This is a genomic window from Leucobacter sp. CX169 (genome assembly GCF_017161405.1).
In the GTDB taxonomy this organism is placed as follows: domain Bacteria; phylum Actinomycetota; class Actinomycetes; order Actinomycetales; family Microbacteriaceae; genus Cx-87.
In genome coordinates, this window is the sequence record NZ_CP071051.1 from 2,243,454 (window position 1) to 2,257,475 (window position 14,022).

A 14,022-nucleotide genomic window follows, 5' to 3' on the forward strand; every position below is an offset into this window, starting at 1 on the left:
GCAGTGCTACTTTCGTGCGCGCGGATGCGCCGTGAGGTAGCTTTCACGCAAGGTTTCGGCAGTGACGTGGGTGTAGATCTGCGTCGTCGTCACGGACGAGTGCCCGAGCAACTCCTGCACAGTGCGGACGTCAGCGCCGCCCGCAAGCAGGTGCGTCGCGAACGAGTGCCGCATCGTGTGGGGCGAGACCTCAACTAGGACCCCGGCCCGCTCAGCGGCAGCCCGGATGATCAGCCAGACGCTCTGGCGCGAGAGGCGCGCCCCGCGGGCACCCACGAAAAGCGCCGGGGTGCCGTTCCCCGCGGCGACCAGCAGCGGGCGCGCCCGCACCAGGTACGCCGCGAGGGCCGAGCCCGCGAAGCTCCCGTAAGGGACAATCCGCTGCTTCGATCCCTTGCCCGTGACGCGCAGGAAGCCGCCGTGTTCGAGCGCACGTTCCGGATCGCGCCAGGCGTCGGCTGTGCCGGGCTGAGAGAGCAGGTCGTCCAGGTCGATCGCGGTCGCCTCGCTGACGCGCGCGCCGCTCGCGTAGAGCAGCTCGAGCAGCGCGCGGTCGCGCAGGCTGATCGGGTCGTCCCCCGCGGCGGCGTTCAGCAGCGCCTCGATGTCGCCGACCGAGAGCGCCTTCGGCAGGCGCAGCGTCGGCTTGGGCGTGCGCACGCCGCGCCCCGCGTGCTCGCTCAGCAACCCCTCGTCGAAGAGGAAACGGTGCATCCCGCGTACGGTCGACAACCGGCGCGCGATCGACGCGGGCGTGAGCTTCTGGGGCTTCTCCTCCGCGGCGGCTGGTTCGGGGCCCGCCGCAGGCGCAGTATCCCGCCGCTCCCGCGGTGCCCCGCCGAGCTCAGCGACGTATCTGCTCAGCAGCTCGGGCGTCACCGCGGCGAGGTCCGTGACCTCGTGCGCGGCAAGCCACGCCTGGTATGCGGCGAGGTCGCGGCGATATGCGTCGAGGGTGTTCGCGGACAGCCCTCGCTCGAGGCTCGAGTGCCTGAGAAAGCGAGCCGACCCGTCCTCGGGCGAGAGCGCGGCCGGCGCGGGGGTCACGACCGCGAGCCCCGCACGATATCGCGGCGACCCCAAGGCGCAGTCGCGTCGCCGAGCGTTGCCCACCCTCGGTCGCGCGCGAGCGCGGCACCCAGCACCGCGCTGGTGGTGAGAGAGTTCTGCACGCGCCGTTCGAGCACGGCCTGGACCGCGTCGTCGAGCGGGATCCAGGTCGGCACGATCTCGGCCTCTTCGCCGTCGCGCACTAAGTCGTGTTCGACGGGCCTGAGGTCCCGTGCGAGGAAGACGCGAATCGCCTCCGAGCTGCCGCCGGGCGACAAACACACGTCGAGCAGCAGGTCCCAGCGCGCGGCCTGCAGGTCGGCCTCCTCGGCAAGCTCGCGCTGTGCGCCCGCCAGCGCCGACTCCCCCGCGACGTCCATGAGGCCTGCCGGGATCTCCCAGTCGCGCACGCCGATCGCGTGCCGGTACTGCTGGAACAGGAGCACGCGGCCGTCGTCGTCGAGCGCGAGCACCGCGACGGCGCCAGTGTGGTCGACGTAATCCCGCACGAGCTCGGGCGAGCCAGGCGCACCGTGGAGGGTGAAGCGGTCGCGGCGAACGTCCCAGACCTTGCCCTCGGCGAGCAGCACGCTTTCGTGCACCGTCACGTCGGTGGCCGGGGAATCGGCAAAGGCCGCGGGGAAATTCCCCGCGGCCTCGCCGAGCGCAAGGCCGGTATCCGCGTCAGCGGGATCCTGCCTCGTTCGTTCCGAGTTAGGCGGCAGATTCGCCAACGGTGCTGCCATTCTCATCGGTGCCGTTCGAATCGCTGAACAGGCGGCTCGCCCGCTGGCGCTCAATCGCGGCGCCGGCGAGGCCCGCGAAGAGCGGGTGCGCGCGGCCGGGGCGCGAGCGCAGCTCGGGGTGCGCCTGGGTGGCGATGTAGAACGGGTGGACGTCGCGAGGCAGCTCGACGTACTCGACGAGCGAGCCGTCGGGGCTCGTGCCTGAGAACGAGAGGCCGCCAGCCGCAATCTCGTCGCGGTAGGTGTTGTTCACCTCGTAGCGGTGACGGTGACGCTCACTCGCGCTCGGTGCACCGTAGAGGTCGGCCGCGAGGCTGCCCTCGGTGAACTTCGCCTCGTAGAGGCCCAGGCGCATGGTGCCGCCCAAGTCGCCGCCGTCGATAATGCTGACCTGCTCGGTCATCGTGGCGATGACGGGGGTGTCCGTCTCGGGGTCAAACTCGGTCGACGAGGCGCCCGTGAGGCCCACGACGTTCCGCGCGTACTCAATGACCATGCACTGCATGCCCAGGCACAGGCCGAGGGTCGGGATCTGGTTTTCGCGGGCGAAGCGCAGCGCACCAAGCTTGCCCTCGATGCCGCGCACGCCGAAGCCGCCGGGCACGCAAATGCCGTCGACGTCTCCGAGCTGCGCCGCGGCACCCTCGTGGGTCTCGCACGTGTCGGACGGGACCCATTTGATCTTGACCTTCGCGGTGTGCGCGAAGCCGCCGGCGCGCAGCGCCTCGGTGACCGAAAGGTACGCGTCGGGCAGATCAATGTACTTGCCCACGAGGGCAATCGTGATCTCGTCCTTCGGGTGGTGCACCGCGTCAAGCACGGGCTGCCAGCCGCTCCAGTCGATCTCGTCGGCGATGAGGCCGAGGTGCGAGACGATGGTCTGGTCGAGCTTCTGATCGCTGAGCAGCGTCGGCAGGTCGTAGATGCTCGGCACGTCGATCGCGTTCACGACCGCGTCCTCGTCCACGTCGCACATGAGCGCGATCTTGCGGAGGTTGTCCTCCGTCACCGGGCGATCCGAGCGGAGCACGAGCGCGTCGGGCTGGATACCGATCGAGCGCAGCGCTGCAACGGAGTGCTGGGTCGGCTTCGTCTTCTGCTCACCTGAGGCGCCCATGAACGGCACCAGCGAAACGTGCACGAAGAACACGTTGCCGCGGCCGAGCTCGTGGCGCACCTGACGCGCCGACTCCAGGAACGGCTGCGACTCGATGTCGCCGACAGTGCCGCCGATCTCGGTGATGATGACGTCGGGGCGGGGGTACTCCTCCGCCTGCAAGCGCATGCGGCGCTTGATCTCGTTCGTGATGTGCGGGATGACCTGTACGGTGTCGCCGAGGTACTCGCCGCGGCGCTCCTTGGCGATGACCTCCGAGTAGATCTGGCCGGTCGTGACGTTCGCGGCCTGGCTCAGCTCGATGTCGAGGAAGCGCTCGTAGTGGCCGATATCGAGATCGGTCTCAGCGCCGTCGTCGGTCACGAAGACCTCGCCGTGCTGGAACGGGTTCATCGTTCCCGGATCAACGTTCAAATACGGATCCAGTTTCTGCATCACCACGCGCAAACCGCGCGCTGTCAGCAGGTTGCCGAGGCTTGCCGCCGTCAGGCCTTTTCCGAGAGAGGAGACCACACCTCCCGTCACAAAAATATGCTTCGTGACTCCGGCCGATCGATCCGCGTTTCGCTCTATTCCCACGGGCTTTGATCCTATCAGTACATTCTGGACATGAACACTGGGCGCCGCACTCAGCGCAGCTCCTGACGGGGAATCCAGACCTGTTTGATGATCATCAGGACCATCGCGGTCACCGGAATCGAGATCAGCGCGCCGAGCAAGCCGAGCAGCGTACCGCCAGCAATTGCGCCGATCACGACGAGCGAACCCGGCACCGAAACGACCCGACTCATCACGCGAGGCGTCATCACGTACGACTCAATCTGCATGTAGATCAGGTAGTAGATGGCGATGCCGATCGCGGTCGCCGGCGAGTTGAACAGGGCGATCGCGGACACCATAATCGTGGCGAGCACCGAGCCAACGAGCGGGATGAGCGCGAGGAAGAACACTCCGACCGCGACGAGCGGCGCGAACGGCACCCCGAAGATCGTCATCGCAATGAATCCCAGGCTCGCGTTGATGAACGCGAGCGTCACCATGCCGCTGACGTAGCCGCCGACGGACTTCGTCACCTGCTCGGTGATGTCCATCACTTTGCCGCGCGCCGAGCGCGGCGTCAGCGAGTAGAAGCCGCGCTTGACGTTCTGCATCGAGGCCAGGAAGTACAGGCTCAGGATCAGCACGATGATCGTGGCCGTCAGCGCATTGGCCAGGCCAATGCCGGCCTGCCAGATGCCGCCCGCGACCTGCGCCCAGTTCTCGGGACGACTAATAAAGTCCTGCGCCGTCTGGAGCAAGCCGTCGAGGTCAATGAAGCCGCCAACGCGATCGTTGAGATCTATAAACCAGGGCTGCGTGGAAATCTCGGAGAAGTACTGCGGTGCCGTCCTGATCAGCGTACCGATCTGGCTCGAGAGCACCGGGATCACGAGGCCTAAGATGGTGCCGACGATCAGGATGAACCCGCCGAAGACGACGCCGATGCCGAGCGGGCGTTTCAGGCCGCGGCGCTCAAGGAACCGGACGACCGGGTCAAGACCGAGCGCGATGAACAGCGCTCCGACTACGTACATGATGACGGTGGACAGCTGCCCGACCGCGCCGCCGAACAGCAGCGCGGCGAGCCCGCCCAGCGTGACGACGAAACCAAGCTGGAAGGGCTGACGGAACGTGAACTCGCGCACACGTTCGCTGCGCAGCTCAACCTGCGCCTCGTGGCCCGCTTCGCGCGCGTCCAGGTACATCGCGCGCGTCTGCGGGTCCATCTGTTCGGGGTCCGCGTGGACAACGTCGGGGTGGTCCTCGAGGTAGGTGGCCTCTTCCTCAGGAGAATCGACGTCCGCCGCCTGATGGGGGCCGGACTTCGTTTTGAGAGCTCGTCGTAGGAAGTTCGCCATGCTGGTGAGCGTAGCAGCCGCCACCGGCGCGGATCGGCCTATTTCGCTCCGCGAAGCGCCAGCAGTTCCGCGGCGTGCTCCAACGCACTCGACGAGTCGCTCATGCCCGAGAGCAGGCGCGCCATTTCTGCCAGTCGGGCATCGCCGTCAAGCGCGCGGCAGCTGCTCTCGGTGAACCCTCCGGCGGAGTCCTTTGCCACCTGGAGGTGGTTCCCGGCAAATGCGGCGACCTGAGCGAGATGCGTGACGACGATGACCTGCGACGTTCGGGCGAGCCGCTCGAGCCGGCGACCAATCTCGATAGCGGCTGCCCCGCCGACGCCGGCGTCCACCTCGTCAAAGACGAACGTCGGCACCGGGTCCACCCCGGCGATGACGACCTCGAGTGCAAGCATGACGCGCGAGAGCTCGCCGCCTGATGCACCCTTCGCGATGGGGCGCGGCTCTGCCCCCGGGTGAGGCCGCAACAGCAAGAGCACTTCATCGGCGCCGCTGATACCTGGCTCGGCGGGCAGCACATCGACGCGAAACTCGGCGTCGGGCAGCGCCAGCTGGCGCAGCTCTGCGCTGACCTGAGCCCCGAGCTCAACCGCGGCGGCCCGGCGCAGCTCGGTGAGGGCCGTGGCGAGAGCGGCGAGACGTGCCTCAGCGCCAGCGAGCCGCGCGGCGAGTTCGCCGATCCGATCATCGTCTCCGTCGAGCTCAAGCAGACGAGTCGACCCGACCTCCGCGTAGGCCACGACCGCGGCGGCATCCGCGCCGTACTTTCGCGTCAGGCTCGTCAGGCTGGCGAGGCGTTCGTTCGCCCGCGCCAGCTCGCTCGGCCCTTCCTCATCGAGATCGCTGACGTAGCCGGAAAGACCTTGGGCGACATCGTGGAGCTGGAAACCGATGGCGCGCACCGTCTCGAGCATGGCTGCAAGGCGCGGGTCGTGCCCGGCAACGCGATCGAGCTCGTGTTCGGCCTCGGCGATCAGTCCCGCCGCGTCGCGCCGGAAGGGGTCGTCGGACTCGCTGGTCAGAGCCTCGTGGGCGGCGAGGCTTGCCGTGCGTAGTTCCTCGACGTTGCCAAGTCGCTCGATGCGCTGCGTGAGTTCGACGTCCTCGCCCACGACGGGTTCGACCTCAGCGATCTCGTCGAGCTCTGCGCGCAGGCGGGCAGCCTCGCGTTCGCGCTCGTCGCGCGCCTCCGCGAGCTCTGCGTGGGCGGCGGCGAGCTCCCGGCGCTCGCGATATGCGATGCGGTACTCATCAAGGGCGGCGGCGAGCGTCGCTCCCCCGAACCGGTCGAGTGTGTCGCGCTGGGCCGCCGAGGACTTGAGTCGCAGCTGCTCGGACTGGCCGTGAACGGCAAACAGCCGATCGGCGAGACGGTTCAGCGTGCCGACGGGTGCGGTCGCTCCGCCGACGCTCGCGCGGCTGCGCCCCTCGGCGCTCACCGTCCGGCCGAGCACGAGCTCGCCGTCCTCGACCTCGCCGCCCGCGTCGTCCACGATCTCGGCGACCTGCGGATCCTGCGTGCGCACGATGCCCGTCACTCGCGCCTGCGCGGCGCCCGTGCGCACCGCGCCGGCGTCGCTGCGCTGGCCCATGAGCAGACCGAGCGCCGTGACGACCATCGTCTTGCCCGCGCCGGTCTCACCAGTGATCGCGGTGAAGCCGGGGCCGAGGGGCAGGCGCGCATTGGCGATCACCCCGAGGTCCCGGATCTGGAGTTCGTCGATCATACGTGCTCCCCCTCGGCGAGGCCCATTGCCGGCTCGGTGGCGCGAGTGCCGCGCCAGCCCGAGACGGGAAGGTGGAACTTGTTGACAAGCCGGTCGGTAAACACGGCCTCGTCCAGGCGCGCGAGACGCACGGGTTGCGGCGATCGCCGCACCTCGACGACGGAGCCTGCAGGCAGCTCGGTGCGGCGGCGGCCGTCGCACCAGAGCACGCCGTGGCCGGTGCTCTCGGGAAGAATCTCGACGGTGAGCACCGACTCGGGGCCGACCACGAGTGGACGGTTAAAGAGGGCGTGCGCCGCAATTGGGACGAGCAGCATCGCCTGCACGCTCGGCCAGACCACCGGCCCTCCAGCGGAAAAGGCGTACGCGGTTGATCCGGTGGGGGTCGCCAGCACGACCCCGTCACAGCCGAACGACGACAGCGGGCGACCATCGACCCCGACGGCGACCTCGAGCATGCGCTGACGCTTCTCGACGCTGGCCTCGTTGACCGCCCACGACTCCGCGATCAGCTCGCCGTCGAGGCTCGCGCGCACGAGCAGCGTGACGCGCTCCTCGACCGTGTACGCGCGGGCAAGCACCCGCTCGACGGTGGCAGTGAGGTCGTGCCGCTCCATTTCGGCGAGGAACCCGACATGGCCAAGGTTGACGCCCACGATGGGGCAACTCGACTCGCGCACCAGCTCGGCCGCGCGCAGGATCGTGCCGTCGCCGCCGAGCACAATCGCAATCTCGACCTCGGACACGGGAGTTTCAGAGTGCAGTTCAGAGGTTCGTTCGAGCGGGAGGTGGGGGGCAAATTCGACCCGGTCCTCCGGGTCCATGACCACGGTGACCCCTGCGGCAGTCAGCGCCGCGACCACCTCGAGGGTCGCCTCGATCGCCTCCGGACGAGCGGTGTGGGACACCACGAGGATCCGCCGGTTCGCGTCTGCGTCGTGCGTCATGCGTCCTCCTCATCCTCGGTGTCGACCGGCAAGGCGCGGCCGTCGGCTCACGCGGCGAGCGCGCGGATCCGTGCGTCCCATTCTGTCGGATCGCCGCCCGAATCGCTCGGGCCACGCCCGCGAGTGAAATGGACGACATACTCACGATTGCCTGCACCACCGACAATCGGTGACGGGATCAGTCCCTGGGTACGCAGGCCAAGGGTGAAGGCGGCGGCGAGTACCCCACGGATGGCGTTCGCACGGCGAGCTGGGTCGACGACAATCCCGTCGCGAATCCCTGACCGACCCACCTCGAACTGCGGCTTGATCAGGAGCACGAAGTCGGCCGTCTCAGCCGCCACCGAGACCATCGCGGGAAGCACGAGCGGCAGGGCGATGAACGACAGGTCGGCGACGATCACCTCGGGCGGCGCGGGCTCCCCCGTCGCCTCGGCGAGTCCGGCGGCCGTCATTTCGCGCGCGTTCAGGCCCTCCACCAGCCGGATCCTGGGGTCGCCCCGCAACTCCACGGACAGCTGATCGTGACCCACGTCGATCGCGAGCACGGCGCGGGCGCCGCGTTCGAGCAAGACCTGCGTGAACCCGCCGGTCGACGCGCCCACATCGAGCGCGAGGCGCCCCGCCGGGTCGACGCTGAACGCATCGAGGCCGGCAACGAGCTTGTGGGCGCCCCGGCTGACGTAGTGGTCGAGATCGGCGGCGGAGAGCATCGCGCCGTCTGGCACCTTCTCCGACGCCTTCGCCGCAACCCGCCCGTTGACCCGGGTGCGCGCAGCAGCGATCAGTTCGGCGGCGTGGCTGCGCGAACGGGCGAGCCCACTCTCGGCGAGTGCGCGATCAAGGCGCACCGGCTCCCCGGCCCAGACACGTTCGGTCCAGGCGCGCTCGTTTCCGGCGGAGTCTTTCTCGGAAGAAGGGCCGTGCTGTTCAACCGTCACCGAGCGCCGTCACCGGCCTGCAGCTCCGCGAGCAGCTCCTCGTACACCTGGTCGAACTGCGCGGCGCGCTCCGCGAGCGGCTGGGCCTCGATGACCTCGATGCGACCCAACAGGCCGTCCTCGGCGGGGCCAGAGGGGGCGGCCTCCGATGACCGTGCGGCCCCCGTTTCTCGCGGCTCGACTTCGTTCATAGCCCCAGCGTATCTGGTGAACGCACTACGATGGGGCCATGGCCCCGACACTGCACGACCAACTCCTGCAGCAGCTCGGAACCGGCATCATGACGGGACTCTTTCCCGCTGGGACGATCCTTCTCGCCGATCAGATCGCGCGCGATCAGGGCGTGTCTCGGCCGGTGGTGCGCGAGGCGGTTCGCGTCTTACAGTCCCTCGGCATGGTCGCCACTACGAAACGGGTCGGCATCCGTGTACTACCGTCGACCGCTTGGAATCTCTACGACCCCCTCATCATTCGGTGGCGGCTGGCCGTCGGCTCCGCCGGCGGCCAGCTCCGCTCGTTGACCGAGCTGCGTTCGGCCGTCGAGCCCAAGGCCGCCGAGATGGCGGCGCTGTTTCGCGACGACCGCACTGCTGCGAAACTCCTCAAGCTTTCCGTCGAGATGCGCGAGGTCGGCCGCGCGGGCGATCTCACCCAGTTCCTCGCGCTCGACATCGCATTTCACCGGCTCGTGCTCGCGGCCAGCGGCAACGAGATGTTCGCGCAGCTCGATAGCGTGATCGCCGAGGTGCTCACCGCCCGCACCGAGCAGGGCCTGATGCCACACCATCCTCACGAGGAAGCGCTCGAGTTGCACGTACGTGTCGCCGAGGCGATCTGGTCACAGGACGCCGCGGCGGCGCACTCCGCGATGGACCGCATTATGCGCCGCACGGCGGCCGAGGTCTCGCAGACCTGGTCGCACCTGCCGCGCCCCTCCGTACTCGCCGAGGCCCCCGCGGGAACTCCCGCCGCGTAGCCCGCTCGGGGCTATTCCCGAGTGAACACGAGTTCGCCGCGCACGAACGTTGCGTCGACCCGCACCGCGTGCAATTCCTGATCCGCGATCAGGGACAGGTCTGCGTCGAGCACTACGAGGTCCGCGAGCAGGCCAGGCTCGAGCGCGCCGCGGAGGTCCTCCTGCCGGACGGCGTAGGCAGCGCCGCTCGTCGCGGCGAGCAGGGCACTCTCCCGCGAAAGCGCCTCGTGCGGGAGGAACGGGGCTTCGGAGTCCCCCGGGTAGGCGCGGTTCACGGCGACGTGAATCCAATCCATCGGGTTCGGCGTCGTGACGGGCCAGTCCGAGCCGAATGCGAGCGGAATCCCGGCGTGCTCGAGCGAGCGGAACGCATATTGGTGACTGTGCAACGACGGATCAAGGAACGGCAGCGTCATCTCGGTCATCTGGGCGTCGCCTTGCGCCCAGTAAGGCTGGATGTTCGCGATGACTCCACTGAGCGCCATCCGCCGGATGAGCGCCTCGTTCAACACCTGCAGGTGGGCCAATTGGTGGCGCCGATCGCGCGCGGGGCTGACCGCCTGGGCCGCCTCGATCATCGAGAGCATTTCGTCGGTCGCCCGGTCCCCGATGACGTGCGCGTGAATATCGAAGCCAGCCCGCTCGAGCTCGAGCACGACCGGCGCGAGCTCCTCGGGGTCAAAGAACGTGATGCCGAGGTTCGGCTCGCTCTCGCCGTCGAGATAGGGAATCGACACGGCACCGGTGAGCGTTTCGCACACCCCGTCGTACATGATCTTCACGCCGTTGATGCGGAAACGCTCAGTCTCGCCGAACGCCGTTCGGCGCGTGATGAGCTCTGACAGCGCACCCATCGGGTCCTCGCGCGGCAGCCAGAGGTTACCAGTGACTTGCCCCAACAGCGCGCCCGTGTCGACGGCGCGCCGGTAGCAGCGTTCGATGTCGGTGGTCGGCACGAAGTCGCCGACGATGGCCTCCTGCCACCCGGTGATCCCGAGCGAGAAGAAGTGCTGTTGGCCGGTGACGAGTCCCTGGAAACGGGTATCGTCGTCCAGCGGTGGGAGCAGGTCGGCCACGAGCAGCATCGCGGCCTCGTGCAGCAGGCCGACCGGGTTGCCCTCGGCGTCCCGTTCGATCTTGCCCCCGGCAGGATCCTGCGTGTCTTGTGTGATCTCGGCCAGTCGCAGCGCGGCGGAATTCACCCAGGCGCTGTGTCCGTCTTTGTTGCACAGGTACGCCGGGCGCTCCCCTGTGGACCGGTCGAGCTCAGCGAGCATCGTCGTTGTGTCGGTGAAGTGATCGAGCGACCAGCCCCGTCCGATGATCCAGGGCTGCTCGGGCGAGCGCGCGCAGTACGACTCAATCAGCTCGACCGCGTGGGCACGGCTGCGGCTGGCAGAGAGGTCGCAACGTGCCAGTTCGATACCGGACTCGACAAGGTGGACGTGGGCGTCGGTGAACCCGGGCAACACGCTACGACCCGCGACGTCGAAGAACGTGCCGTCATCGGGTGCAAGCTCCGCCATCGGCACGATCTCGACAATCCGCTCGTTCGCGACCCGCACCGCGAAGCGTTCGCGTCCGCCGTCGGTGAGTGGCAGCTTGCAGTTGATGAGTGTGAGCGCAGAAGTCACCCGCGGCTCCTTTCGGTCGTGTCTACTCCGAGCCGACGAGGGCTCGGGCGGCGCTGGCTGTGGAGGTCCCGCGCGCCAGGATGGCAGCGGCGAGCGCGAGCAGCGCGAGGGTCGCGATGAGCATGACGGTCGCCATCGCCGCGAGCTCGGGGCGCAGCCCGGAGCGCAGCGAGCTCAGCACGTACACGGGCCACGGGGTGTTTCCGGTGGTCTGCACGAACGCCGAGATGATGGTGTTGTCGAGGCTCAAGGTGAACGCCATGAGCGCCCCCGCCCCGATGGCCGGGGCGAGCTGCGGAAGGAGGATCTGCCGGAAGCTGTTCCAGCGCGTCGCGTACAGGTCGGAGGCGGCCTCGGTCAAAGCCGGGTCGAGCGCGCGCACGCGCCCACGCACCAAGAATGACACGACGGCGGTAGCAAAGAGTGAGTGTCCGATCGCGAGGCGCAACAGCCCGTCGTTCAGGATCGCCACGCCGAAGTCCACGCTCAACGAGGTGAGCCACGGCATCAGCGATACGGCCTGCACGATCTCGGGAGTGACGAGTACGAGGGCGAGGACAGCCATGACCACAGACGCGAGCGTCCCCGTGCGCATCCCGATCGCGACACCGAGCAGCGAACCGAGCAGCGTGGAGATCAGCGTTGCGATCACGCTCGCACGCAGCGAGACGCCGACGGCGTGCAGGATCTCTGGCGTCTGGAAGGCCGCCTCGTAGGCGTTAAACCCGAACCCCTCCCATGCGCCGAGCAGGCGCCCGGTGTTGAAGGAGTACACGACGATGACGGCGAGCGGCGCGAACAGGAAGACCAACACCAGGATCCCGAAGATCCGAAGCGCGAGGTCACCGCCGCGGCCACGCGGGCGCGGGTTCGTGGTCATGCGGACTCCTTGGTGTGTGCGAGAGCTGCGGACGAGCGCTCGATGGGCAGGCGGCGGCGCGCACGCTGCACCACGGCGCACCCCACGCCCACGGCGGCGACCAGTGCGATCGTGAGCACCGTGACCAGGATCAGCGTGACCGACATCGCCGAGCCGAGCGCCCAGTTCTGACCCTGCTGGAACTGCCCCGCAATCATCTGGCCGACCATGTTCCCCTTCGCGCCGCCAAGCACCTGCGCGGTGATGTAATCACCCATCAACGGGATGAAAACAAGCAACATGCCGGCCAGAATGCCGGGCAGCGCGAGTGGAAGGGTCACCTGCCGGAAGGTGCCCCAGCGGCCGGCGCCCAGGTCTTTGCTGGCTTCACGCATGGCGGGCGTGAGCCGCTCCATGGCGACGAAGATCGGCAGGATCATGAGCGGCAGGTAGTTGTAGACGACGCCGAGCTGGACGGCGCCCTTCGTGTACAGCATCGAGAACGCCGCGTCCACGAGACCCGCCTCACGCAGGAACAGTGTGACCGGCCCCTCGGGCGCGAGCAGAATCTGCCAGCCGATCGTGCGGATGAGGAAGTTTGTCCAGTACGGCACCAGTACGAGCGCGAGCACGACGTAACGCCAGCGCGCGCTCACCTTCACGGCGAGCCAATACGCGAACGGCACCGAGATCAGCAAGCAAATGAACGTGCCGATCGCCGCAATCTGCAGGGTGTTCGCGAACGTCTGCAGGAAGGCGCCGCTGAGCGCCTCGCCGTAGCGCGCGAGCGAGAGCACGGAGTTGTCGTGGGTGCCATAGAGCCCCGGCTTTTGCCCGAAGCTGTACCAGACCACCACCAAAATGGGGACCGCAAAGAACAGCAGCATCCACGCCATCCCCGGCGCCGCGAGCAGCGCAGCCGTGCCGCGCTGCTCGGCGCCGGAGGTCCGAGTTCTCGCCGCGCTCATCAGGCTCCCGCGCGCGCCTTCATCTCGGAGACGATCGCCATGCGCGTCTCCTGGGCGGCGTTGATCTGGCCGGTGTACATGCGCGCCTTCTCCTCCTCGGAGGGGAAGATCATGTCGAGCAGCTCGACGTCGCGCGCCACCAGCTCGTCCTGCGAGGCGCCGATTCCGGTGCCGTACCCGACGAACTCCGTGTTCCGCGCAGACTCCTCGATGCCCAGCGAGAAGTCGATGAACTCGTACGCGGCATCGATGTTCTTCGCGCCCTTGACGATGGCCCAGTTGTCGGTCCAGAGGTTCGTCTCAGGCGTCGGCAGCACCCACTTCCAACGATCGGGGTCGCCGCTCGCCAGGATTCCCCGGCGGGCCTCACCGTTCCAGGTGTGTACGAGGGCCTGCGACCCCTGGGGAATGGCGCCGCCGCCCGGGGCCGAGTCGAACGCCGAGATGTGCGGGGCGAGGTCGTCCACGAGGAACTTGCGGATCTGCTCGAGTTCACCCTTGTCCTGCGTACTCTGGTTCCAGCCTCGAGCGAAGCACAGAATCGAGCAGATCTCGCCCGGGTCATCGGCGAGCGACGTGCGCCCGCTCGCCTCGTTCTGGGCCGCGTCGATGAAGTCATCCCACGAGACGAGGTCGCGCGTAATCACTCGGGTGTCATACGCGAAGCCGGTCGTGCCCCAGAACTTCGGCACGGTGTAGCTATTGTCGGGGTCCCACTCCTGGCCCATGAATGCAGCATCGACGTTGCCAATATTCTTCAGACGGCTGAGGTCGAGCTTCTCCAGAAGGTCGTTCTCCGCCATCTGCGGCACGAACACACCCGTGGGGATCACCATGTCGTAGCCGCTCGTGCCGCGCGCTGCAACGAGCTTCGCGATCATTTCCTCATTGGAGGAGTACGAGTCAATGGCGACCTTCTTGCCGAACTCCTTGACGTTCGTGGGGTCGTCATAGCCAGCCCAGGAGTACACGCGCATCGTGCCGGCGCCAGCGCCGCCACCGGACGTGCCCGAGCCGCTCGGGGCACAGGCCGCGAGCGCAAGCGTCGCGCCCGCCCCGACGATGCCGCCGAGGAAGAGCCGACGGGTCAGCTCCAACTCACGGGCGCGCGGAACAAGGATCTTGGGAATGCGTGATTCGGTCATGAGATTCTCTCCCT

General features: G+C 68.0%; 13 protein-coding genes. 1 reads left to right on the forward strand and 12 read right to left on the reverse strand.

Features of this window, described 5'->3' with window-relative positions:
* Positions 1–6 precede the first annotated feature (6 nt).
* The 8 genes from JW030_RS10290 to JW030_RS10325 form a co-directional block, all read right to left on the reverse strand.
* The gene (locus JW030_RS10290; RefSeq protein WP_188046663.1) at positions 7–1,047 is read right to left on the reverse strand and encodes a site-specific tyrosine recombinase XerD; all 1,041 of its coding nucleotides are present in this window, start codon (positions 1,045–1,047) and stop codon (positions 7–9) included.
* A complete protein-coding gene (locus JW030_RS10295; RefSeq protein WP_188046662.1) occupies positions 1,044–1,796 on the reverse strand; it encodes an NUDIX hydrolase in 753 nt (250 codons plus the stop codon). The genes JW030_RS10290 and JW030_RS10295 overlap by 4 nt, the downstream gene beginning before the upstream one ends.
* On the reverse strand, positions 1,765–3,492 hold the full coding sequence (locus tag JW030_RS10300) for a CTP synthase (protein WP_188046661.1): 1,728 nt from the start codon (positions 3,490–3,492) through the stop codon (positions 1,765–1,767). Before JW030_RS10300 ends, JW030_RS10295 begins: the two co-directional genes overlap by 32 nt.
* A 50-nt stretch (positions 3,493–3,542) precedes the next feature.
* The gene (locus JW030_RS10305; protein ID WP_188046660.1) at positions 3,543–4,811 is read right to left on the reverse strand and encodes an AI-2E family transporter; all 1,269 of its coding nucleotides are present in this window, start codon (positions 4,809–4,811) and stop codon (positions 3,543–3,545) included.
* Between the two features lie 38 nt (positions 4,812–4,849).
* The gene (gene recN, locus JW030_RS10310; RefSeq protein ID WP_188046659.1) at positions 4,850–6,538 is read right to left on the reverse strand and encodes a DNA repair protein RecN; all 1,689 of its coding nucleotides are present in this window, start codon (positions 6,536–6,538) and stop codon (positions 4,850–4,852) included.
* On the reverse strand, positions 6,535–7,485 hold the full coding sequence (locus JW030_RS10315) for an NAD kinase (protein ID WP_188046658.1): 951 nt from the start codon (positions 7,483–7,485) through the stop codon (positions 6,535–6,537). Before JW030_RS10315 ends, recN begins: the two co-directional genes overlap by 4 nt.
* Positions 7,486–7,532: 47 nt before the next feature.
* Complete coding sequence (locus tag JW030_RS10320; RefSeq protein ID WP_188046686.1) at positions 7,533–8,336, reverse strand: TlyA family RNA methyltransferase; 804 nt, start codon at positions 8,334–8,336, stop codon at positions 7,533–7,535.
* 86 nt (positions 8,337–8,422) lie between these two features.
* Entirely contained in the window at positions 8,423–8,617 is a 195-nt protein-coding gene (locus JW030_RS10325) for a hypothetical protein (RefSeq protein WP_188046687.1), read from the reverse strand.
* A gap of 38 nt (positions 8,618–8,655) precedes the next feature.
* Here JW030_RS10325 and JW030_RS10330 point away from each other — a divergent pair, with 38 nt between their 5' ends.
* Positions 8,656–9,402, forward strand: a complete 747-nt coding sequence (locus JW030_RS10330; RefSeq protein WP_188046657.1) for a FadR/GntR family transcriptional regulator — start codon at positions 8,656–8,658, stop codon at positions 9,400–9,402.
* Positions 9,403–9,413: 11 nt separating this feature from the next.
* On the opposite strand, the gene JW030_RS10335 is transcribed toward JW030_RS10330, so the two are convergent.
* From JW030_RS10335 to JW030_RS10350, 4 genes are read right to left on the reverse strand one after another with little or no spacing between them, the layout of a single operon-like run.
* Entirely contained in the window at positions 9,414–11,036 is a 1,623-nt protein-coding gene (locus JW030_RS10335; protein WP_188046656.1) for an amidohydrolase, read from the reverse strand.
* Positions 11,037–11,058: 22 nt separating this feature from the next.
* Positions 11,059–11,916, reverse strand: a complete 858-nt coding sequence (locus tag JW030_RS10340) for an ABC transporter permease (RefSeq protein ID WP_188046655.1) — start codon at positions 11,914–11,916, stop codon at positions 11,059–11,061.
* A complete protein-coding gene (locus JW030_RS10345) occupies positions 11,913–12,863 on the reverse strand; it encodes an ABC transporter permease (protein WP_188046654.1) in 951 nt (316 codons plus the stop codon). Before JW030_RS10345 ends, JW030_RS10340 begins: the two co-directional genes overlap by 4 nt.
* Positions 12,863–14,008: a spermidine/putrescine ABC transporter substrate-binding protein gene (locus tag JW030_RS10350; protein ID WP_188046653.1), complete on the reverse strand. Its 1,146-nt coding sequence runs from the start codon at positions 14,006–14,008 to the stop codon at positions 12,863–12,865. Before JW030_RS10350 ends, JW030_RS10345 begins: the two co-directional genes overlap by 1 nt.
* Positions 14,009–14,022 lie beyond the last annotated feature (14 nt).

Bases quoted from the DNA above. Each gene is read 5' to 3' on its own strand.
- JW030_RS10330 (WP_188046657.1), top strand. From the start codon at position 8,656: ATGGCCCCGACACTGCACGACCAACTCCTGCAGCAGCTCGGAACCGGC.
- JW030_RS10305 (WP_188046660.1), bottom strand. From the start codon at position 4,811: ATGGCGAACTTCCTACGACGAGCTCTCAAAACGAAGTCCGGCCCCCAT.
- JW030_RS10350 (WP_188046653.1), bottom strand. From the start codon at position 14,008: ATGACCGAATCACGCATTCCCAAGATCCTTGTTCCGCGCGCCCGTGAG.
- JW030_RS10295 (WP_188046662.1), bottom strand. From the start codon at position 1,796: ATGGCAGCACCGTTGGCGAATCTGCCGCCTAACTCGGAACGAACGAGG.
- JW030_RS10325 (WP_188046687.1), bottom strand. From the start codon at position 8,617: ATGAACGAAGTCGAGCCGCGAGAAACGGGGGCCGCACGGTCATCGGAG.
- JW030_RS10315 (WP_188046658.1), bottom strand. From the start codon at position 7,485: ATGACGCACGACGCAGACGCGAACCGGCGGATCCTCGTGGTGTCCCAC.
- JW030_RS10345 (WP_188046654.1), bottom strand. From the start codon at position 12,863: ATGAGCGCGGCGAGAACTCGGACCTCCGGCGCCGAGCAGCGCGGCACG.
- recN (WP_188046659.1), bottom strand. From the start codon at position 6,538: ATGATCGACGAACTCCAGATCCGGGACCTCGGGGTGATCGCCAATGCG.
- JW030_RS10340 (WP_188046655.1), bottom strand. From the start codon at position 11,916: ATGACCACGAACCCGCGCCCGCGTGGCCGCGGCGGTGACCTCGCGCTT.